Source organism: Escherichia sp. MOD1-EC6098 (assembly GCF_002965865.1).
GTDB lineage: Bacteria > Pseudomonadota > Gammaproteobacteria > Enterobacterales > Enterobacteriaceae > Escherichia > Escherichia marmotae.
The window spans coordinates 530,603-550,194 of sequence record NZ_PTSN01000001.1; the positions used below are offsets into that span (position 1 = coordinate 530,603).

Sequence of the window (19,592 nt, forward strand, 5' to 3'; positions counted from 1 at the left end):
ATTTACAGGACAGGGTTATTTTTTATAAGATGCATTTGAGATACATCAATTAAGATGCAAAAAAAAGGAAGACTCTATGCTTGACGCTCAAACCATCGCTACAGTAAAAGCCACTATCCCTTTGCTGGTGGAAACAGGGCCGAAATTAACCGCCCATTTCTACGACCGTATGTTTACTCATAACCCAGAACTCAAAGACATTTTCAATATGAGTAACCAGCGTAATGGCGATCAACGTGAAGCCCTGTTTAACGCCATTGCCGCCTACGCCAGTAATATTGAAAACCTGCCTGCGCTGCTGCCAGCAGTGGAGAAAATCGCGCAGAAACACACCAGCTTCCAGATCAAACCGGAGCAGTACAACATCGTAGGCGAACACCTGCTGGCCACCCTCGACGAAATGTTCAGCCCGGGTCAGGAAGTGCTGGACGCATGGGGCAAAGCGTATGGCGTACTGGCAAATGTGTTTATCAATCGCGAAGCAGAAATTTATAACGAAAACGCCAGCAAAGCCGGTGGCTGGGAAGGTACGCGCGATTTCCGCATTGTGGCTAAAACACCACGCAGCGCATTGATCACCAGTTTCGAACTGGAACCGGTCGACGGTGGCGCAGTGGCAGAATACCGTCCGGGACAATATCTCGGCATTTGGCTGAAGCCGGAAGGTTTCCCGCATCAGGAAATTCGTCAGTACTCTTTGACCCGTAAACCGGATGGCAAAGGCTATCGTATTGCAGTGAAACGCGAAGATGGCGGACAGGTATCCAACTGGCTGCACAATCACGCTAACGTTGGCGATGTCGTTAAGCTGGTGGCTCCGGCTGGTGATTTCTTTATGGATGTAGCGAATGACACGCCAGTGACCTTAATCTCTGCGGGTGTCGGTCAGACGCCAATGCTGGCGATGCTCGACACGTTGGCAAAAACAGGCCATAGCGCCCAGGTGAACTGGTTCCATGCTGCAGAAAATGGCGATGTTCACGCCTTTGCCGATGAAGTTAAGGAACTGGGGCAATCGCTGCCGCGCTTTACCGCGCATACCTGGTATCGTCAGCCGAGTGAAGCCGATCGCGCGAAAGGTCAGTTTGATAGCGAAGGTCTGATGGATCTGAGTAAACTCGAAGGTGCGTTCAGCAATCCGGCAATGCAGTTCTATCTCTGCGGCCCGGTTGGCTTCATGCAGTTTGCCGCAAAACAGTTAGTGGATCTGGGCGTGAAGCAGGAAAACATTCATTACGAATGCTTTGGCCCACATAAGGTGCTGTGATTTGATATTGCCGGATGGAGACATCCGGCAACCCCGACGCGGTTTAAATTGCCGCGTCGTCCTCTTCACCGGTACGGATACGAATGACCCGTGCCACGTCAAAGACGAAGATTTTACCGTCACCAATTTTACCGGTTTGCGCTGTGCGAATAATGGTGTCTACACAGGTATCCACAATGTCGTCGGGTACGACGATCTCAATTTTCACCTTCGGCAGAAAATCCACCATATACTCCGCGCCGCGATACAGCTCGGTATGGCCTTTCTGGCGGCCAAAACCTTTCACTTCGGTTACCGTCATACCGGTAATGCCGACTTCAGCCAGTGCTTCGCGGACATCGTCCAGCTTGAAGGGTTTAATAATCGCATCAATCTTTTTCATGCTATTCCTTGAAAAGGTCGCCTGTCTTTTGATCTGCTAAACGTAACACATTACGCCAATTCATTCCTTGAAATCGTTTGCATCCAGTTCGTGTCGGGAAAGCAGTTTATAAAATTCTGTCCGGTTGCGCCCCGCCATTCTCGCCGCGTGGGTGACATTGCCTTTGGTGATTTGCAGCAGCTTGCGCAAGTAGTTGAGTTCAAACTGATTACGCGCCTCAACAAAGGTGGGTAGCGCCGTGTTTTCTCCTTCCAGCGCCTGCTCCACCAGCGCATCACTAATCACCGGAGATGACGTCAGCGCCACGCACTGTTCAATCACATTCACCAACTGGCGCACATTGCCCGGCCAGGTGGCGGTCATCAGGCGCTTCATCGCATCGGTGGAGAACGCACGGACAAACGGTTTATGTCGCTCTGCCGCCTGACGCAATAAATGGTTTGCTAACAACGGAATATCTTCCGTGCGTTCCGCCAGTGCGGGGATCTTCAGACTAACAACGTTGAGGCGGTAATAGAGATCTTCGCGGAACTCACCTCGCGCCATCGCTTTTGGCAGGTCGCGATGAGTGGCGGAAATAATCCGCACGTCGATATCAATATTGCGGTTGCTGCCCAGCGGACGGACTTTGCGCTCCTGCAACACGCGCAGCAATTTTACCTGTAACGGCGCGGGCATATCGCCAATCTCATCGAGAAACAGCGTACCGCCTTCCGCCGCCTGGAATAAACCTTCGCGATTGCTGACGGCACCAGTAAACGCGCCGCGTGCATGACCAAACAGTTCTGACTCCAGCAACTGTTCAGGCAATGCGCCACAGTTAATGGCAATAAACGGTTTGTTGTTGCGTGGGCTGGCGTTGTGGATCGCCTGGGCGAAAATCTCTTTCCCCGTGCCGCTCTGGCCGTTAATCAGCACACTAACGTCAGACTGCGCTACCAGCCTCGCCTGTTCCAGCAAACGCAGCATCAGCGGACTGCGGGTGACAATAGCCTCGCTCCAGCGTCCGTCGGTGGCTGGCGCGGATTGCTCCAGCGCATCGTCAATTGCCTGATACAACGCGTCTTTATCGACGGGTTTGGTGAGGAAACTAAACACGCCTTGCTGTGTCGCGGAAACGGCATCGGGAATGGAACCATGCGCGGTGAGGATGATAACCGGCATCCCCGGCTGCACTTTCTGGATTTCGGCAAACAGTTGCATACCGTCCATTTCATCCATCCGCAGGTCGCTGATGACTAAATCTATTTTTTCGCGATTCAGTACCCGCAACCCTTCAGCGCCACTTTCCGCCGTGACCACGCTGTAGCCTTCGCTGGTCAGGCGCAGACCAAGTAATTTCAACAATCCGGGATCATCATCGACCAATAATAAATGCGCAGGTTTATGGCTCATCAGGGGTGACCTCATTGGTAGATGGCGCGGGCTTTTCACTCTCGTGCGTCGCGTCCGGCGCGAAATTTCCGGCAGGTTTACGGGTCGAGAGCTGACGTTCAATATCGGTCAGATTTTCCAGTTTACGGGTGGTAAGCTCCAGTTGCTGCTGTAGAACGTGATGTTGCTGGCGCAAAGCATCCAGCTCGCTATCGCTGGACTGCTGGAGTTTACTGTAGCGTTGACGCTCTTCCGCCAGTTGCAATTGTAACGCCTGACCATCGCGCCAGAGCTGATACAGCGGGCGAACCTGCGCCGGGATCTCGGTACTTAACGCGTCAATGCGCGCAACTAACTGGCGGCGTTCAAAAGGCGTAATTTTAGCGTCGGCCAGCAAAATTCCCTGTTTAAAGGTATTTTGCCAGCTACCGTCGCCATACTTGCGGGCTTCCTGACGCGATTGCGCTGGCATTAAGCGGTTGGCACAATCCATCGCCCGTAGCCAGTAAAGCGGGTTAGTTTCGGTTGATTTCCCTTGCAGCGCCCAGATGTCACTACATTCAGTAGGAAGATAATCAGCCAGTTGATAAACCGGAATTTTTTCTTCTGCTGGCGTATTAAGAGCTGGTTTATTGTAACTCTGCACGCAGCCCAGCAATGCCAGACAAGGCAACCCCGCCAGCCATAGCCGCCGGGGCAAAATTTGTTGAAAAATGTGTCGCATATTCACCAGACTTAGAGCCTTTCCCAGTGGGCGTAATTGTTGCAGGAAGTTTGGACATGGACAGCGCGGAGAAACCGGAGCGTACACGTAGTACGTGAGGATTTCGAGCACTGCCCGGGGCCAAACTGGCAAATAAAATAGCCTAATGGGATAGGCTCTTAGCATTATTTCGTGTTTTTTGACGCAGGCAATTCAATACGGAAACAAACGTCTTGCCCGCTCTCATCGACCAGATACAGTTCCCCTTGCATACGGCGAATACAATCCCTGGCAATGCTTAATCCCAGACCGCTGCCCTTCACCGCCCCTTTTCGCTGGTGACTTCCCTGAAAAAAGGGTTCGAAGATCATGGCGCGTTCCTCTTGCGGAATGGGCGTACCTGTATTGATGACATCAATGTAAACCCGCGCACCATGTAAGCTGCTGTGAAGGCAAATGTTACCGGATTCAGCCCCGTAGTGCACCGCATTGGAGTAAAGATTATCCAGCACGCTCATCAACAACATTGGCTCTGCCTGGCAAACTGTTGCCTGCAGATCGACGTCGGTATGCATCATTTTAGCCCGTGCAGGCAAGCTGTGAGCGGAAACTACCATCTCCACCAGTGGTGCAAGCTCGACGCTCTCCAGTGCCACCGCGCCGTCCGCCTGTTTACGGTTGTAATCAAGCAGTTGTTCGATCAGCTTTTGCAGATTGCGACTGCTGTTATCGAGAATGCTCACCACCTCTTTCTGCTCTGCCGTGAGCGGCCCAACAACCTGATCAGCAAGTAATTCAGTACCTTCGCGCATACTCGCCAGCGGCGTTTTTAATTCATGAGATAGATGTCTTAAAAACTGATGGCGTTGAGATTCCAGCCATGACAGGCGCTCGCTTAACCAGATAATTCGTTGCCCGACCGAACGTAATTCACGAGGGCCGCTGAACGAAACGCTATTCCCCAGAGAACGCCCTTCCCCCAATCGGTTGATCATCCGTTCAATATTTTTTACCGGACCGATAATCATCCGTGTGAAAAGCAGCACCATTACCAGGCTTACCAGAAACAGTACCAGCGATTGCCAGCCAAAATATTGCCCACGTTCGGCAATTTCTCGTTGCAGTTGCTGCCCACGAGAGAACACCACGGTGCGCGTGGCCTGTACCATTTCAGTATTCGCGTTGGCGAAGGCTTCCAGACGCGCAGCAGCGGCGGCATCGGGGCCGCTGTTGTTGCACTGAAGTTGGGCGAGATTGTTCAAATCCTGACGCAATGCCTGGTAGAGTTTATCGTCCGGCAGCACGCCTGCGTGGGCGTCGAGCATTTCGCTGTAACGCTTGCGCTGGCTTTGGTAGACCTTCGCCAGGGTGGGATCGTCCAACACGCAATACTGACGGTAGCTACGCTCCATCTCCAGCGCCGCGTTGGTCATCGCTTCACTGCGCCGGGCATCGATAAGCGTCGTGCGGTTGACCAGCGCCGCCTGATCGCTAAGTACATTCAGGCTTTGCCAGGCTTGCCATGCCAACACTAACAAGGGCAGCAGGATCAGCAGGAATGCCAGCGTTACCAGTTGTCGTAATGAATGGGGAAAAACGGGCCAGCGTTTCAAGGCATTACTCTCGTCAGACGCGAATAACGTGATGCTAACCGAGGGGCTGTTCAGATACAACAAAGCCGGGAATTACCCGGCTTTGTTGTGGAATAAGGCGGTGCCTAACTCGACGTTTCGCCCGATGGTTGATATAGCTACGCTGATATCAGAAGTTGGACGGCAGGCACCTTGTTGTGCGTCATTCGGTTTTTATGTAGCACGTCCCGAAGGGGCTGACATAAGTGGGTGAATGAGCCACTGTTTACTATTATGCATTAACTGTGCCAATAAACAAAATAGTTTGATAACGTACTGATTGTACGTTGTTTTGATAGGTTTATGAGTGCTTCACGATTTGACTATAAATCAGCCGTTGTGTCGCCTAAAAGAGACGGTCAAAGATAAAATTATTAGTCTTAAATAAAATCAACAGGTTAAATGTCGCCAATAAGCGACACGGTAAACCACCCATTGTCGTGATTTACAGACACAAAAAAGCTCCCGGAGTTGGGAGCATATGATAGTGGTTGGTGTTTAATGCCGGATGCGGCGTAAACGCCTTATCCGGCCTGTAAAACCAATGCGTTGCGTAAAATACCCGCAGTCTTACCCCAACTGCTTACGCGCATTGCGGAAAATACGCATCCACGGGCTATCCTCACCCCAGTTTTCCGGGTGCCAGGAGTTGCTGACAGTGCGGAAAACACGTTCCGGGTGCGGCATCATGATGGTGACACGACCGCTTTCAGTCGTGACCGCCGTAATGCCGTTCGGGGAACCGTTCGGGTTAGCCGGGTAAGTTTCAGTGACTTTACCAAAGTTATCAACATAGCGCAGCGCCACCAGCCCTTTGCTTTCCAGTGCCGCCAGATGCGCAGCGTCACGCACTTCCACGCGCCCTTCACCGTGAGAAACAGCTATCGGCATCTGTGAACCCACCATCCCCTGCAACAGCAGTGACGGGCTTTGGGTCACTTCAACCAGGCTGAAACGCGCTTCAAAGCGATCGGAGGTGTTACGCACAAAACGTGGCCACAGGTCGCTACCAGGGATCAATTCACGCAGATTAGACATCATCTGGCAACCGTTACATACCCCCAGCGCCAGCGTTTGCGGACGATGGAAGAAGGTTGCAAACTCATCGCGCACACGGTCGTTGAACAGGATAGACTTCGCCCAACCTTCACCTGCGCCCAGCACGTCACCGTAGGAGAAACCACCGCACGCGACCAGGGCGTGGAAATCCTCCAGGCCAGTGCGTCCAGCCAGCAGGTCGCTCATATGCACGTCGATAGCATCGAAGCCCGCACGGTGGAACGCTGCCGCCATTTCAACATGCGAGTTCACACCCTGCTCACGCAGCACAGCAACTTTCGGGCGCGCGCCAGTGGCAATAAACGGTGCCGCCACATCTTCGTTGATATCGAACGACAATTTCACATTCAGACCCGGATCGGCATCGTTATATTTCGCCTGGTGTTCCTGATCGGCACACTCCGGATTGTCACGCAGACGCTGCATCTGCCAGGTGGTTTCTGCCCACCAGACACGCAACGTGGTGCGACTTTCGCTGAATACAGCCTGCCCGTTGGCCGTAATCACAAAACGGTCACCAGAAACAGCCTGACCGACATAATGGACACAATCAGCAAGTCCGTGCTGTGCCAGTACGCCTTCTACGGCTTCACGGTCTGCAGCGCGTACCTGAATCACCGCCCCCAGCTCTTCGTTAAACAACGCGGCCAGGCGATCTTCACCCAGAGTTGCGATATCTGCTTCAATGCCGCAATGACCGGCAAACGCCATTTCCGCCAGCGTCACCAACAGGCCACCGTCAGAACGATCGTGGTAGGCGAGCAGCTTACGTTGGGCGACCAGCGCCTGAATGGCGTCGTAGAAACCTTTCAGTTGAGCAACATCGCGCACATCTGCCGGTATATCGCCAAGCTGACGATATACCTGCGCCAGCGCCGTTGCGCCCAGCGCGTTATTGCCTTTGCCGAGGTCAATCAGCAGCAGTGCGTTATCTTCGGTAGAAAGCTGCGGCGTAATGGTGTGACGCACATCTTCCACACGGGCAAATGCAGAGATTACCAGCGACAGCGGGGAGGTCATTTCGCGCTCTTCATTACCTTCCTGCCAGCGGGTTTTCATCGACATAGAGTCTTTACCGACCGGGATCGTCAGGCCGAGCGCCGGACAAAGTTCTTCGCCCACCGCTTTCACTGCTTCATACAGGCCCGCATCTTCACCAGGGTGACCTGCCGCCGCCATCCAGTTGGCGGAAAGTTTGATGCGTTTAATATCGCCAATCTGCGTAGCAGCAATGTTGGTTAACGCTTCACCGACCGCCAGACGAGCAGAGGCGGCAAAATCCAGCAGCGCAACCGGCGCACGTTCACCAATTGCCATTGCTTCACCGTAGTAGCTGTCGAGGCTGGCGGTAGTAACCGCACAGTTAGCTACCGGTACTTGCCACGGACCGACCATCTGATCGCGCGCCACCATGCCGGTTACGCTACGGTCGCCAATGGTAACGAGGAAGGTTTTCTCTGCCACGGTCGGCAGATGCAGCACGCGTTTCACCGCGTCAGCAATAGTAATCCCTTCACGAACCAGCGCGTCGCCTTTCGCTTTCAGCGTTTGTACATCGCGGGTCATCTTCGGCGTTTTACCAAGCAACACGTCCAGCGGCAGATCGATCGGCTGATTATCAAAATGACTATCGTGCAGAGAAAGATGCAGTTCTTCGGTTGCTTCACCAATCACCGCATATGGCGCGCGTTCACGCTTACACAGTTCGTCAAACAACGGCAACTGATCGGCGGCAACAGCCAGCACGTAGCGTTCCTGGGATTCGTTACACCAGATTTCCAGCGGACTCATCCCCGGTTCGTCGCTAAGAATATCGCGCAATTCGAATTTACCGCCACGCCCGCCGTCACTCACCAGTTCCGGCATAGCGTTAGAAAGACCACCTGCACCAACGTCATGGATAAACAGGATTGGGTTTGCATCGCCCAACTGCCAGCAGCGGTCGATCACTTCCTGGCAACGACGTTCCATTTCGGGGTTGTCGCGCTGTACAGAAGCGAAATCGAGGTCGGCATCAGACTGACCGGAAGCCATAGAAGACGCTGCTCCGCCGCCAAGACCGATGTTCATTGCCGGACCACCGAGGACGACGAGCTTAGCACCAACGTTGATTTCGCCTTTCTGCACATGATCGGCGCGGATGTTGCCGATCCCGCCCGCCAGCATGATCGGCTTGTGATAACCACGCAGCTCTTCGCCATTGTGGCTGTTCACTTTTTCTTCATAAGTACGGAAGTAACCGTTCAGTGCCGGACGGCCAAATTCGTTGTTAAACGCCGCGCCGCCCAGCGGGCCTTCGGTCATAATGTCCAGTGCGGTAACAATACGTTCCGGTTTACCAAAATCTTCTTCCCACGGCTGTTCAAAGCCTGGAATACGCAGGTTGGAAACGGAGAATCCAACCAGGCCGGCTTTCGGCTTCGCGCCGCGTCCGGTTGCGCCTTCATCACGGATTTCACCACCGGAACCGGTCGCCGCACCCGGCCACGGAGAAATTGCCGTCGGATGGTTGTGGGTTTCCACTTTCATCAGGATGTGAGCCGGTTCCTGATGATAATCGTAGCGCCCCGTTTCATGGTCGGCAAAATAGCGGCCTACTTCGGAACCTTCCATCACGGCGGCGTTATCTTTATATGCAGAGAGAACGTGATCTGGTGTGGTTTCGAAGGTGTTTTTAATCATCTTGAACAGCGATTTTGGCTGTTGTTCACCGTCGATAATCCAGTCGGCGTTAAAAATCTTGTGACGGCAGTGCTCAGAGTTCGCCTGGGCGAACATATAAAGCTCGATGTCGTTCGGGTTACGACCAAGCTTTGTGAAAGCGTCTTGCAGATAGTCAATCTCATCTTCTGCCAATGCCAGGCCAAGACGCAGGTTAGCGTCGATCAGGGCCTGACGACCCTGTCCCAGCAAATCAACGCTGGTAACCGGAGCCGGTTGATGATGAGCAAACAACTGCTTTGCATCATCTAACGCAAAAAAGACCGTTTCCATCATGCGGTCGTGTAGTTCAGCGGTAATCTGCTGCCATTGTTCGTGAGTCAGCGTACCGGCTTCAACATAGTAAGCAACGCCACGTTCAAGACGGTTTACCTGTTGCAGCCCGCAGTTATGGGCAATATCGGTCGCTTTCGAAGACCAGGGAGAGATGGTGCCAGGACGCGGGGTCACCAGCAGTAGTTTGCCTTGCGGGGCATGGCTGGCGAGTGCCGGGCCATATTTCAGCAGGCGTTCAAGTTGCGCGTGCTCATCATCGTTTAACGGTGCATTGAGGTCAGCAAAATGGACATACTCGGCGTAAATGTTGTGAACCTGGAGCCTGGCAGCCTGAAAACGTGCCAGCAGTTTATTGATTCGGAATGCCGACAGTGCAGGCGAACCACGCAGAATTTCCATCATAAGTCTCTCGTCTTCTAAGCTTTCGGTGTACCCAAAGGGGGGAAACGGGCGTCATTATAAAGAATCTGGCGTGCTGACGAAACCGTTTGCGTGGAAATAAAATCGCCGCCGTGGATTAGCAACGCGTGCCGCCAATATCTGTAATAAGTTGCCAACTGGCGCGGGTTTACGCAAAATGCCGCTCATTTATGATGAAACCTTTCTACATTATTACGATTTTTCAGGCAGGGAAAAGCACGACGCAGAGAATTAACTAATTGAAAAAATTAAAGATTAATTATCTGTTCATCGGTATTCTGGCACTGCTTCTCGCGGTCGCTCTCTGGCCATCCATTCCCTGGTTTGGTAAAGCCGACAACCGTATCGCCGCCATACAAGCGCGGGGAGAGTTGCGCGTGAGTACTATTCACACACCTCTCACCTGGAACGAAATCAACGGCAAACCCTTCGGGCTGGATTATGAACTGGCCAAACAGTTTGCTGACTATCTTGGCGTTAAACTGAAAGTCACCGTGCGGCAGAACATCAGCCAGTTATTTGACGATCTCGATAACGGTGATGCCGATCTGCTGGCTGCAGGGCTGGTCTATAACAGCGAAAGGGTTAAAAATTATCAACCCGGCCCAACCTATTATTCCGTTTCACAACAACTGGTCTATAAAGTGGGTCAGTATCGACCACGTACGCTGGGTAATCTGACGGCGGAAAAGTTGGCCGTCGCACCTGGGCATGTTGTCATTAATGATCTGCAAAAACTGAAAGAGACTAAGTTCCCGGAATTAGGCTGGAAAGTGGACGACAGAAAAGGGTCTGCGGAGTTAATGGAAGATGTTATCGAAGGTAAGCTGGATTACACCATTGCCGATTCTGTCGCTATCAGCTTGTTCCAGCGCGTTCACCCGGAACTCGCCGTGGCGCTGGATATTACCGATGAACAACCCGTGACCTGGTTTAGTCAATTAGATAACGATAATACGCTTTCTGCTGCCCTGCTCGATTTCTTCAATGAAATGAATGAGGACGGCACACTGGCGCGTATTGAAGAGAAATATCTCGGGCATGGCAATGATTTTGATTATGTCGATACGCGCACGTTTTTACGCGCCGTTGATGCTGTTCTGCCACAGTTAAAACCGCTATTTGAGAAATACGCCGAGGAAATTGACTGGCGTTTGCTGGCAGCGATAGCTTATCAGGAATCGCACTGGGACGCGCAGGCGACTTCTCCGACTGGCGTGCGCGGCATGATGATGTTAACCAAAAATACCGCGCAAAGCCTGGGCATTACCGACCGTACTGATGCCGAACAAAGCATCAGCGGCGGCGCGCGTTACCTGCATAATATGATGAGTAAAGTGCCAGAAAGCGTGCCAGAAAATGAGCGGATCTGGTTTGCGCTCGCCGCCTATAATATGGGCTATGCACACATGCTGGATGCCCGTGCCCTGACGGCAAAAACTAAAGGTAATCCTGATAGCTGGGCCGATGTTAAACAACGTCTGCCTTTGCTTAGCCAGAAACCCTATTACAGCAAGCTGACTTACGGCTATGCACGTGGGCATGAAGCCTATGCTTATGTAGAAAATATTCGTAAGTACCAGATTAGCCTGGTGGGTTACTTGCAAGAAAAAGAAAAGCAGGCAACAGAAGCGGCGATGCAGTTGGCTCAGGATTATCCGGCGGTATCGCCAGCGGAATTGGGTAAAGAAAAATTTCCCTTTCTCTCATTTCTTTCGCAGTCGTCATCTAATTATCTGACGCACTCCCCTTCTCTACTGTTTTCCAGGAAGGGAAGTGAAGAGAAACGAAATTAATCTGTCGCGGATTGCGCTTTTTTCTGCGCTTTGATTTCCTGACGGCGCATTCGGAAAAAATCGCTGAGTAGCGCCGCGCACTCATCCGCCAGTATTCCTTCCGTAATTTCCACTCGATGATTCATGCCCGGGTGGTGAAGTACATCCATTAATGATCCGGCGGCGCCAGTTTTCGCATCACGCGCGCCAAAGACCACGCGACCAATACGGCTGTGGATCATCGCTCCGGCGCACATCACGCACGGTTCCAGCGTGACATATAATGTCGCGTCGATCAGGCGATAGTTTTGCAGCACCAGCCCTCCCTGCCGCAGCGCCATGATTTCTGCATGAGCTGTAGGATCATGGCGACCAATAGGTCGGTTCCAGCCTTCACCGATTACCCGGTTGTTATGCACCAATACCGCGCCGACCGGCACTTCCCGCTCGTCCCAGGCACGTTTCGCCAGCGTCAGCGCATGACGCATCCAGTATTCGTGACTAAATTCGACTTCAGACAAAAAGAAAACTCCGGTTATAAAAGCGCGGCGCATTATACACGGACGCTATGCGTTACTCTATTCCAGTTGCTGGAGTTCGCCGCGAGGCGTTACCCGCCAGCGATGCTGACAGAAATAGAGTAGCGGGTTGTCCTGGTTACTATCACTATAGCCACTGTAAAGTCGCAGCGGCGTGCCGATTTTGCGTTCCAGTTGCGCGACCTTTTCATGGCCGAGACAGCGCATGGTCAGCACCCAGCCGCCATAGCCGCGCTGGATCTGACTGGCGATAAGATTAACGCGTGGTAACCAGGGCGTATCGAAATAAACCGCTTCGACCAACGGCTGAGGGGAACCGGTAATCAACCAAATGTCGGCATCGGAACTTAACAGATAGCTGGTCAGACGTTCCTGCACTAGCGGAAAGGCTGTAACATTGTCGCGAAACCAACGCACAAAATCGGCCTGCAACGCCTGTATACGCGCTTCGCTATGACCAAAGGTACAACCCCATAGCAGCAGGCTCATCGGCCAACGTGCCGCTCGGCCCTTGATTAATAATGCAATGACAATGATCGGCAACAGCGGCAGAACAAGTAGCGCATTCTGCGGCTGGCGGCGCAGTAAGTAGCGCAGAAAACAGCCAAACATATCCTGTTGATGCAATGTTCCATCTAAGTCAAAAAACACCACACGACGCTCGTGAGTTGCCAAACCATACCCCTCTGGACTGATACATCCTGATTAATTTTTGCTACTACATAGCCTAACAGATAGATCATCACTTTTCCGGCATCAATCTATCGCATAATGGCTGACTGGAATTTTTAATTCATGGTAATTGACTGTGATGGAATATAATATTCGCTCGCTTGTGTCTCATATTGCCTGTTGTCGCCATTAATTCATCGCGAGGAAAGATATGAACGGCTTACTTCGTATTCGTCAGCGTTACCAGGGACTTGCCCAGAGCGATAAAAAGCTGGCGGACTATCTCCTGCTACAACCTGACACTGCCCGCCACCTTAGCTCCCAACAACTGGCCAACGAAGCCGGAGTCAGTCAGTCCAGCGTAGTGAAGTTCGCGCAAAAACTCGGCTATAAAGGTTTTCCGGCCTTAAAGCTGGCATTGAGTGAAGCTCTGGCAAGCCAACCGGAATCTCCCTCCGTACCCATTCATAACCAAATTCGTGGTGATGATCCGTTACGGCTGGTGGGCGAAAAACTGATTAAAGAAAATACTGCTGCCATGTACGCAACACTGAACGTCAATAGTGAGGAGAAGCTACATGAATGCGTAGCGATGCTTCGTTCTGCACGGCGGATTATTCTGACCGGCATTGGCGCTTCCGGCCTGGTGGCGCAGAATTTTGCCTGGAAGCTGATGAAGATTGGTTTTAATGCTGCCGCTGAGCGTGATATGCACGCGTTACTCGCTACAGTACAGGCTTCATCGCCGGACGATTTGTTATTAGCCATCTCATACACGGGCGTGCGGCGCGAGTTAAACCTGGCAGCAGATGAGATGTTACGAGTGGGCGGTAAAGTGCTGGCCATCACCGGTTTCACCCCCAATGCCCTGCAACAGCGCGCTTCTCATTGCCTGTATACCATAGCCGAAGAACAAGCGACGAACAGTGCTTCGATCTCTGCATGTCATGCTCAGGGAATGCTAACGGATTTGCTGTTTATTGCACTGATACAACAAGATCTCGAGTTAGCCCCAGAACGCATTCGCCACAGCGAGGCTCTGGTGAAAAAACTGGTTTGAGTAAAGAATGCGCGTATAATGCCCGCCCGGTTTGTGTTGTTTTGAGAGTTTCCTTATGGCGCTGTTAATCACTAAAAAATGCATCAATTGTGATATGTGTGAACCTGAATGCCCGAATGAGGCGATTTCAATGGGCGATCACATCTACGAGATTAACAGCGATAAGTGTACGGAATGCGTAGGTCACTACGAGACGCCAACCTGCCAGAAAGTATGTCCGATCCCCAATACCATTGTGAAAGATCCGGAGCATGTCGAGACGGAAGAACAGTTGTGGGATAAGTTTGTGCTGATGCATCACGCGGATAAAATTTAGTATTTTGCTTCTGGAGCAAAATATTGATTATTTACTCTTGTAAAACGAAATTATTATATTTATTTTCATGTTGCCATTAATAAACACATTCATTAAATAAAACTCCATAATATCTGCGCAGACACTTAATTATCATTATTAAAGGCGCGCCCGGCGGGTTCACCCGACGCGCCTTAATTACGTTTTCTGGTGTTACAAGAACAGAGGGATCAACTGTAAAATAGCAATGACGACTTTAATGCCCTGTTTAATAAGGTATATCGACAATCCGTCATTTGTTTTTCCTTAAACAAGGAATACAGCCATTCAGATTAGCCCTTACATCTCCCCAAAACTGAACGTGCGAGTTACTGGAATCGAGTGCCGCAAGCTTTGATGACACCACTCGTTTCAATGGGGGAATTCAGTAATATAGTGTAGAACACAGCAAAATCTCCAATAACGACGCCAATTCTAATGTATTTATGAAAAAGTGGTCACGTTAATCTTCTCATCAATATTAAATTCTTCGTCCCGGCTCGCATTTTTATGCCAGAAATTGCAAGTTGCTTATACAGACCAACTAAACTGCTCCATAATCATTTCTGTTGGAATCGTGTGCTGCACAATATTAAAATAGTAAAGTACCCCCCTGCTCCTTACCTGTTCGGGGGTTTTACTTTTTAAAAAGAACGGTACTTTTTTGATATTCAGGAAGGGCTTTTAACTTTCAATGATTACCGTGGCACAAGCGTAGTGGCGTTCATCTGCCAGCGTTACATGCATATGTGCGACGCCCAACTTTTCTGCCAGTTTTAACGCCTCGCCCCACAACCGTAGTCTTGGCTTGCCGAGCTCATCGTTAAACACTTCAAACTGATTAAATGCCAGGCCATTACGGATCCCAGTACCAAACGCTTTTGCCGCCGCCTCTTTCACAGCAAAACGTTTTGCCAGAAAACGCACCGGCTGATGATGCGTTTTCCAGATCTCCCATTCATTATCGCTTAATACACGTCGTGCCAGGCGATCACCGGATCGCGCGATTACCGCTTCTATGCGAGCGATCTCCACGATATCCGTGCCTAAACCTAATATTGCCATTAGCCACGCGCTTCCAGCATCAGGCGTTTCATTTCTGCCACGGCATCTTTCAGTCCGGTCATTACTGCGCGACCAATAATGGCATGACCTATATTCAGTTCGTGCATCTCTGGGATAGCGGCAATAGCTTTCACGTTGTGATAGGTCAGACCGTGACCAGCATTAACTTTCAAACCGAGGCTTGCGGCAAAGGTCGCGGCTTTCTCGATTCGCGCCAGCTCTTGCGCCTGTTCAGCGTCCGTTTTGGCATCAGCGTAACAACCGGTGTGGATTTCGATAAATGGTGCCCCCACCTCTGCTGCAGCTTTGATCTGCTCTTCGTCAGCGTCGATAAACAGAGAAACCTGAATCCCGGCATCTGCCAGACGTCTGCAGGCATCGCGCATTTTGTCACGCTGACCCGCGACGTCCAGGCCGCCTTCGGTTGTCACTTCCTGACGCTTTTCCGGCACCAGACAGCAGAAATGCGGCTTCGTCTCAACGGCAATCGCCAGCATCTCTTCAGTTACCGCCATCTCCAGATTCATGCGGGTATCTAGCGTCTGACGGAGGATGCGCACGTCACGGTCTGTAATGTGGCGGCGATCTTCACGTAAATGCACGGTAATGCCGTCCGCCCCCGCCTGTTCTGCAATAAATGCGGCCTGAACCGGGTCCGGATAAGCAGTACCGCGTGCATTGCGCAGCGTTGCGATATGGTCAATGTTGACGCCCAACAGTAATTCAGCCATGACAATCCTCATCAGTCATTAAATGTTTTCACTGTCCGCTTAGGTATAAACTGCCGGAACAGTTCCCTGCTTTTTAAAGGTTTACCGCCAAGATAAGGCTTAAGGGCCATACGGGTAAAGCGTTTCGCGGCGCGCAATGTGTCTGCGTCAGGAAATTCCCGCGCATGTAACGCTTTCAACTGCCGTCCGGTAAAGGTTTTATTGTCGATAACCACACTGGCGATAAATCCTTTTTCTTCGCGGTAACGATACGTCATGTTGTCATCCACCGGCTCACCGCTACCTGCGCAATGGGTAAAATTGACGCCATAACCCAGATGCCCAAGGAGCGCCAGTTCAAAACGACGCAACGCCGGTTCTGGCGTACCTGTGATCCCTGCCAGTGCCTGGATACAATGCAAATAATCGAAAAAAAGTTCCGAAAAGCGTGTTTCGTATTCCAGTACGCGGGAGAGGAGTTCGTTGATGTAAAGCCCGCTGTAAAGCGTGATACCGCTTAGCGGCAGTGCCAGCGAGACGGCTTCAGCACTGCGCAGCGTTTTGACTTCACCGCGCCCGCCAAAACGAAGCAAGAGGGGGGTGAAAGGCTGCAATGCGCCTTTCAGGGTAGAACGTTTTGAACGTGCGCCTTTAGCAACCAGACGCACGCGTCCCGATTCCTCCGTGAAGACGTCCAGCATCAGGCTGGTTTCGCTCCAGGGACGACTATGCAGTACGAATGCGCGCTGCCAGCCTTCCATCGGTGTAACTCTTAGAGATCGTCAACGTAACCGAGACTACGCAGTGCGCGTTCATCGTCGGCCCAACCAGATTTCACTTTCACCCATAGCTCAAGGTGGACAGGCGCTTCGAACATTTCTTGCATGTCTTTACGCGCTTCAATACCGATGGTTTTGATCTTGGCCCCTTTGTTGCCAATTACCATCTTCTTCTGCCCTTCACGCTCAACGAGAATCAAACCGTTGATGTCATAACCACCGCGCTCATTGGTGACAAAACGTTCGATCTCCACGGTTACAGAGTACGGCAGTTCTGCACCGAGGAAACGCATCAGCTTTTCACGAATGATTTCAGAGGCCATAAACCGCTGCGAACGATCGGTAATGTAATCTTCCGGGAAGTGATGCGTCGCTTCTGGAAGGTGTTTGCGTACAATTGCCGCGATAGTGTCGACGTTTAGCCCAGTTTCGGCTGAGATTGGCACGATATCGAGGAAATTCATTTGGCTTGCCAGAAACTGTAAGTGCGGCAGTAGATCGGCTTTCTCCTGCACGTTGTCTACTTTGTTCACCGCGAGAATCACCGGCGCTTTACCGTCACGCAGCTTGTTGAGCACCATTTCATCGTCCGGCGTCCAACGGGTGCCTTCAACGACAAAAATAACCAGCTCAACGTCGCCAATGGAGCTGCTTGCCGCTTTGTTCATCAAGCGGTTAATGGCACGCTTCTCTTCCATATGCAGGCCCGGGGTATCAACGTAGATCGCCTGATACGCACCTTCAGTATGGATACCCACAATACGGTGACGTGTAGTCTGCGCCTTGCGGGAGGTGATGGAGATTTTCTGCCCTAACAGTTTATTCAACAATGTGGATTTGCCAACATTCGGACGTCCGACGATGGCAATAAATCCGCAGTAACTTTTATCGATGCTCATTCCAGCTCCAGTTTTTTCAACGCCTGTTCGGCGGCAGCCTGTTCAGCCTTACGACGGCTTGAACCTGTGCCAACCACCGGTTCGCTCAGGCCGCTAACCTGGCAGTGGATCGTAAATTCCTGATCGTGCGCTTCGCCACGTACCTGGACCACCAGATAAGTTGGCAGAGGCAGATGGCGCCCCTGCAAATATTCCTGCAAGCGCGTTTTCGGATCTTTTTGTTTATCGCCCGGACTAATTTCGTCCAGACGAGTTTGATACCAGTTAAGGATTAATTTCTCGACAGTCTGAATATCGCTGTCGAGGAATACGCCGCCAATTAATGCTTCAACGGTGTCAGCAAGAATTGACTCGCGACGAAATCCACCGCTTTTAAGTTCACCCGGCCCTAAACGCAAGCACTCGCCTAACTCAAATTCACGAGCCAGTTCTGCCAGCGTATTACCGCGTACCAGCGTGGCGCGCATCCGGCTCATATCCCCTTCATCCACTCGCGGGAAACGGTGATACAACGCATTAGCGATAACGTAGCTTAGAATAGAGTCGCCTAAAAATTCCAGACGCTCGTTATGTTTACTGCTGGCACTGCGGTGAGTTAATGCCTGCTGCAGCAGTTCCTGATGATTAAAAGTGTAGCCCAGCTTCCGTTGAAGCCGATTAATTACGATGGGGTTCATGCGATACCAATAAATAAATGCGTCAACAATTCAGCACACGAAACAGACCTGATATGCAGGGTTCTGCTAACAGCTTTTCAGCAGTTTCAGTTGACCTGTATATGGGGACCAACGCTGTTTCGTGTGCCGTGGCGACCAGAAGGCGCCAACCTGAAACTTCGGGGGAATATTCTATACACAACGACAAGGGATGTCGTTAGCCACGGGAGATTTATCTCATAAATAATTCACGTTGCCACCATAACAGTGACAACGTGAACGGATAACGACAATTAGTGAATGCCGCCGATGCGACTTAAACGAACGCCAGTTGGCCATTCGCCTTCCTGTTTATCGAAACTCATCCAGATAGCCGTCGCCCGACCCACCAGGTTAGCTTCTGGCACAAAACCCCAGTAACGACTGTCCGCGCTGTTATCGCGGTTGTCACCCATCATGAAGTATTGGCCCGGCGGGACAATCCAGGTTGCCAGTTGTTGCCCTGGCTGCTGGTAATACATCCCTACCTGGTCCTGAGCGATAGGTACTGTCAGGATGCGGTGTGTAACATCACCCAGTGTCTCTTTACGTTCAGAAAGACGAATACCGTTTTCTTTAGTTTCGTTTTTCGGCACTTCAAAGAATCCGCTGGTCGCTTCCCCACCATTACGACGAGAGAAGGTTTGAACAAAATCGCTCGGCTCCACGTTGGAATACGTTACCGGTAGCGCGTTTTCACACGCCTGACCGGAACTGCATCCAGGTTGAATAGTCAGCTCTTTCGCAACCGGATCGTAAGTGACTTTATCGCCCGGTAAGCCAACCGCACGCTTGATGTAATCAAGCTTTGGATCTTCCGGGTATTTAAAGACCACAATATCACCACGTTTCGGATGGCCGGTTTCGATCAGCGTTTTCTGGTAGATAGGATCTTTAATACCGTAGGCAAATTTCTCCACCAGAATGAAGTCACCGATTAACAGAGTCGGCATCATCGAACCTGACGGGATCTGGAACGGTTCATAAATAAATGAACGCACAATTAACACAAGTGCCAGCACCGGAAATACAGAAGCACCGGTTTCCAGCCAACCTGGTTTTGGCGCAACTTTTTTCAGCGTAGCTTTATCCAGTGAGTCTCCAGCAGCCGCCTGCGCTGCTGCCTGACGTTCCCGCCGTTTAGGTGCGAAAAAGAATTTATCCACGCACCATAAAATGCCCGTCACCAGTGTGGCAATCACCAGAATCAGGGCAAACATATTCGCCATGC

General features: G+C 51.5%; 17 protein-coding genes. 4 read left to right on the forward strand and 13 right to left on the reverse strand.

Annotated elements, in window-relative coordinates; genetic code table 11:
• The first annotated feature begins 76 nt into the window (after nucleotides 1–76).
• Complete coding sequence (gene hmpA / locus C0K55_RS02505) at nucleotides 77–1,267, forward strand: NO-inducible flavohemoprotein (RefSeq protein ID WP_000883084.1); 1,191 nt, start codon at nucleotides 77–79, stop codon at nucleotides 1,265–1,267.
• Nucleotides 1,268–1,310: 43 nt separating this feature from the next.
• On the opposite strand, the gene glnB is transcribed toward hmpA, so the two are convergent.
• The 5 genes from glnB to purL form a co-directional block, all read right to left on the reverse strand.
• Entirely contained in the window at nucleotides 1,311–1,649 is a 339-nt protein-coding gene (glnB, locus tag C0K55_RS02510; protein ID WP_000717694.1) for a nitrogen regulatory protein P-II, read from the reverse strand.
• A 60-nt stretch (nucleotides 1,650–1,709) separates the two neighbouring features.
• The gene (glrR, locus tag C0K55_RS02515; protein WP_105266338.1) at nucleotides 1,710–3,044 is read right to left on the reverse strand and encodes a two-component system response regulator GlrR; all 1,335 of its coding nucleotides are present in this window, start codon (nucleotides 3,042–3,044) and stop codon (nucleotides 1,710–1,712) included.
• On the reverse strand, nucleotides 3,034–3,747 hold the full coding sequence (qseG, locus tag C0K55_RS02520) for a two-component system QseEF-associated lipoprotein QseG (protein WP_001215851.1): 714 nt from the start codon (nucleotides 3,745–3,747) through the stop codon (nucleotides 3,034–3,036). Before qseG ends, glrR begins: the two co-directional genes overlap by 11 nt.
• Before the next feature lie 164 nt (nucleotides 3,748–3,911).
• Nucleotides 3,912–5,339 (reverse strand): two component system sensor histidine kinase QseE/GlrK, encoded by a 1,428-nt coding sequence (qseE, locus tag C0K55_RS02525; RefSeq protein WP_105266337.1) that lies wholly within the window; start codon nucleotides 5,337–5,339, stop codon nucleotides 3,912–3,914.
• A gap of 588 nt (nucleotides 5,340–5,927) precedes the next feature.
• Nucleotides 5,928–9,815, reverse strand: a complete 3,888-nt coding sequence (gene purL, locus C0K55_RS02530; RefSeq protein ID WP_105266336.1) for a phosphoribosylformylglycinamidine synthase — start codon at nucleotides 9,813–9,815, stop codon at nucleotides 5,928–5,930.
• 257 nt (nucleotides 9,816–10,072) lie between these two features.
• Between purL and mltF the strand changes: the two genes are divergently transcribed.
• Complete coding sequence (gene mltF, locus C0K55_RS02540; protein ID WP_000734181.1) at nucleotides 10,073–11,629, forward strand: membrane-bound lytic murein transglycosylase MltF; 1,557 nt, start codon at nucleotides 10,073–10,075, stop codon at nucleotides 11,627–11,629.
• On the opposite strand, the gene tadA is transcribed toward mltF, so the two are convergent.
• Nucleotides 11,626–12,129 (reverse strand): tRNA adenosine(34) deaminase TadA, encoded by a 504-nt coding sequence (gene tadA / locus C0K55_RS02545; protein WP_001516895.1) that lies wholly within the window; start codon nucleotides 12,127–12,129, stop codon nucleotides 11,626–11,628. The genes mltF and tadA overlap by 4 nt on opposite strands.
• 57 nt (nucleotides 12,130–12,186) lie before the next feature.
• Nucleotides 12,187–12,822, reverse strand: coding sequence for a phosphatidylglycerophosphatase C (yfhb, locus tag C0K55_RS02550; protein WP_061090351.1), 636 nt, complete (start codon nucleotides 12,820–12,822; stop codon nucleotides 12,187–12,189).
• A gap of 208 nt (nucleotides 12,823–13,030) precedes the next feature.
• On the opposite strand from yfhb, the gene C0K55_RS02555 reads away from it, so the two are divergent.
• Nucleotides 13,031–13,879: a MurR/RpiR family transcriptional regulator gene (locus tag C0K55_RS02555; protein WP_001013776.1), complete on the forward strand. Its 849-nt coding sequence runs from the start codon at nucleotides 13,031–13,033 to the stop codon at nucleotides 13,877–13,879.
• A gap of 55 nt (nucleotides 13,880–13,934) precedes the next feature.
• Complete coding sequence (gene yfhL, locus C0K55_RS02560) at nucleotides 13,935–14,195, forward strand: 4Fe-4S dicluster ferredoxin YfhL (RefSeq protein ID WP_001196284.1); 261 nt, start codon at nucleotides 13,935–13,937, stop codon at nucleotides 14,193–14,195.
• 702 nt (nucleotides 14,196–14,897) lie between these two features.
• On the opposite strand, the gene acpS is transcribed toward yfhL, so the two are convergent.
• From acpS to lepB, 6 genes are all read right to left on the reverse strand, one after another.
• Nucleotides 14,898–15,278 (reverse strand): holo-ACP synthase, encoded by a 381-nt coding sequence (gene acpS / locus C0K55_RS02570; protein ID WP_000986026.1) that lies wholly within the window; start codon nucleotides 15,276–15,278, stop codon nucleotides 14,898–14,900.
• A complete protein-coding gene (pdxJ, locus tag C0K55_RS02575) occupies nucleotides 15,278–16,009 on the reverse strand; it encodes a pyridoxine 5'-phosphate synthase (RefSeq protein WP_001516896.1) in 732 nt (243 codons plus the stop codon). Before pdxJ ends, acpS begins: the two co-directional genes overlap by 1 nt.
• A gap of 11 nt (nucleotides 16,010–16,020) precedes the next feature.
• Entirely contained in the window at nucleotides 16,021–16,749 is a 729-nt protein-coding gene (gene recO / locus C0K55_RS02580) for a DNA repair protein RecO (RefSeq protein WP_000399390.1), read from the reverse strand.
• Nucleotides 16,750–16,760: 11 nt separating this feature from the next.
• Nucleotides 16,761–17,666: a GTPase Era gene (gene era, locus C0K55_RS02585; RefSeq protein ID WP_000020738.1), complete on the reverse strand. Its 906-nt coding sequence runs from the start codon at nucleotides 17,664–17,666 to the stop codon at nucleotides 16,761–16,763.
• Nucleotides 17,663–18,343 carry a ribonuclease III gene (gene rnc / locus C0K55_RS02590; RefSeq protein WP_001068343.1) on the reverse strand — a complete coding sequence of 227 codons (681 nt, stop codon included), beginning with the start codon at nucleotides 18,341–18,343 and terminating at the stop codon, nucleotides 17,663–17,665. Before rnc ends, era begins: the two co-directional genes overlap by 4 nt.
• 272 nt (nucleotides 18,344–18,615) lie before the next feature.
• Entirely contained in the window at nucleotides 18,616–19,590 is a 975-nt protein-coding gene (lepB, locus tag C0K55_RS02600) for a signal peptidase I (RefSeq protein WP_000002549.1), read from the reverse strand.
• Nucleotides 19,591–19,592: the final 2 nt, after the last annotated feature.

Bases quoted from the DNA above. Each gene is read 5' to 3' on its own strand.
- hmpA (WP_000883084.1), top strand. From the start codon at position 77: ATGCTTGACGCTCAAACCATCGCTACAGTAAAAGCCACTATCCCTTTG.
- glnB (WP_000717694.1), bottom strand. From the start codon at position 1,649: ATGAAAAAGATTGATGCGATTATTAAACCCTTCAAGCTGGACGATGTC.
- glrR (WP_105266338.1), bottom strand. From the start codon at position 3,044: ATGAGCCATAAACCTGCGCATTTATTATTGGTCGATGATGATCCCGGA.
- qseG (WP_001215851.1), bottom strand. From the start codon at position 3,747: ATGCGACACATTTTTCAACAAATTTTGCCCCGGCGGCTATGGCTGGCG.
- purL (WP_105266336.1), bottom strand. From the start codon at position 9,815: ATGATGGAAATTCTGCGTGGTTCGCCTGCACTGTCGGCATTCCGAATC.
- C0K55_RS02555 (WP_001013776.1), top strand. From the start codon at position 13,031: ATGAACGGCTTACTTCGTATTCGTCAGCGTTACCAGGGACTTGCCCAG.
- yfhL (WP_001196284.1), top strand. From the start codon at position 13,935: ATGGCGCTGTTAATCACTAAAAAATGCATCAATTGTGATATGTGTGAA.
- acpS (WP_000986026.1), bottom strand. From the start codon at position 15,278: ATGGCAATATTAGGTTTAGGCACGGATATCGTGGAGATCGCTCGCATA.
- pdxJ (WP_001516896.1), bottom strand. From the start codon at position 16,009: ATGGCTGAATTACTGTTGGGCGTCAACATTGACCATATCGCAACGCTG.
- recO (WP_000399390.1), bottom strand. From the start codon at position 16,749: ATGGAAGGCTGGCAGCGCGCATTCGTACTGCATAGTCGTCCCTGGAGC.
- era (WP_000020738.1), bottom strand. From the start codon at position 17,666: ATGAGCATCGATAAAAGTTACTGCGGATTTATTGCCATCGTCGGACGT.
- rnc (WP_001068343.1), bottom strand. From the start codon at position 18,343: ATGAACCCCATCGTAATTAATCGGCTTCAACGGAAGCTGGGCTACACT.
- lepB (WP_000002549.1), bottom strand. From the start codon at position 19,590: ATGGCGAATATGTTTGCCCTGATTCTGGTGATTGCCACACTGGTGACG.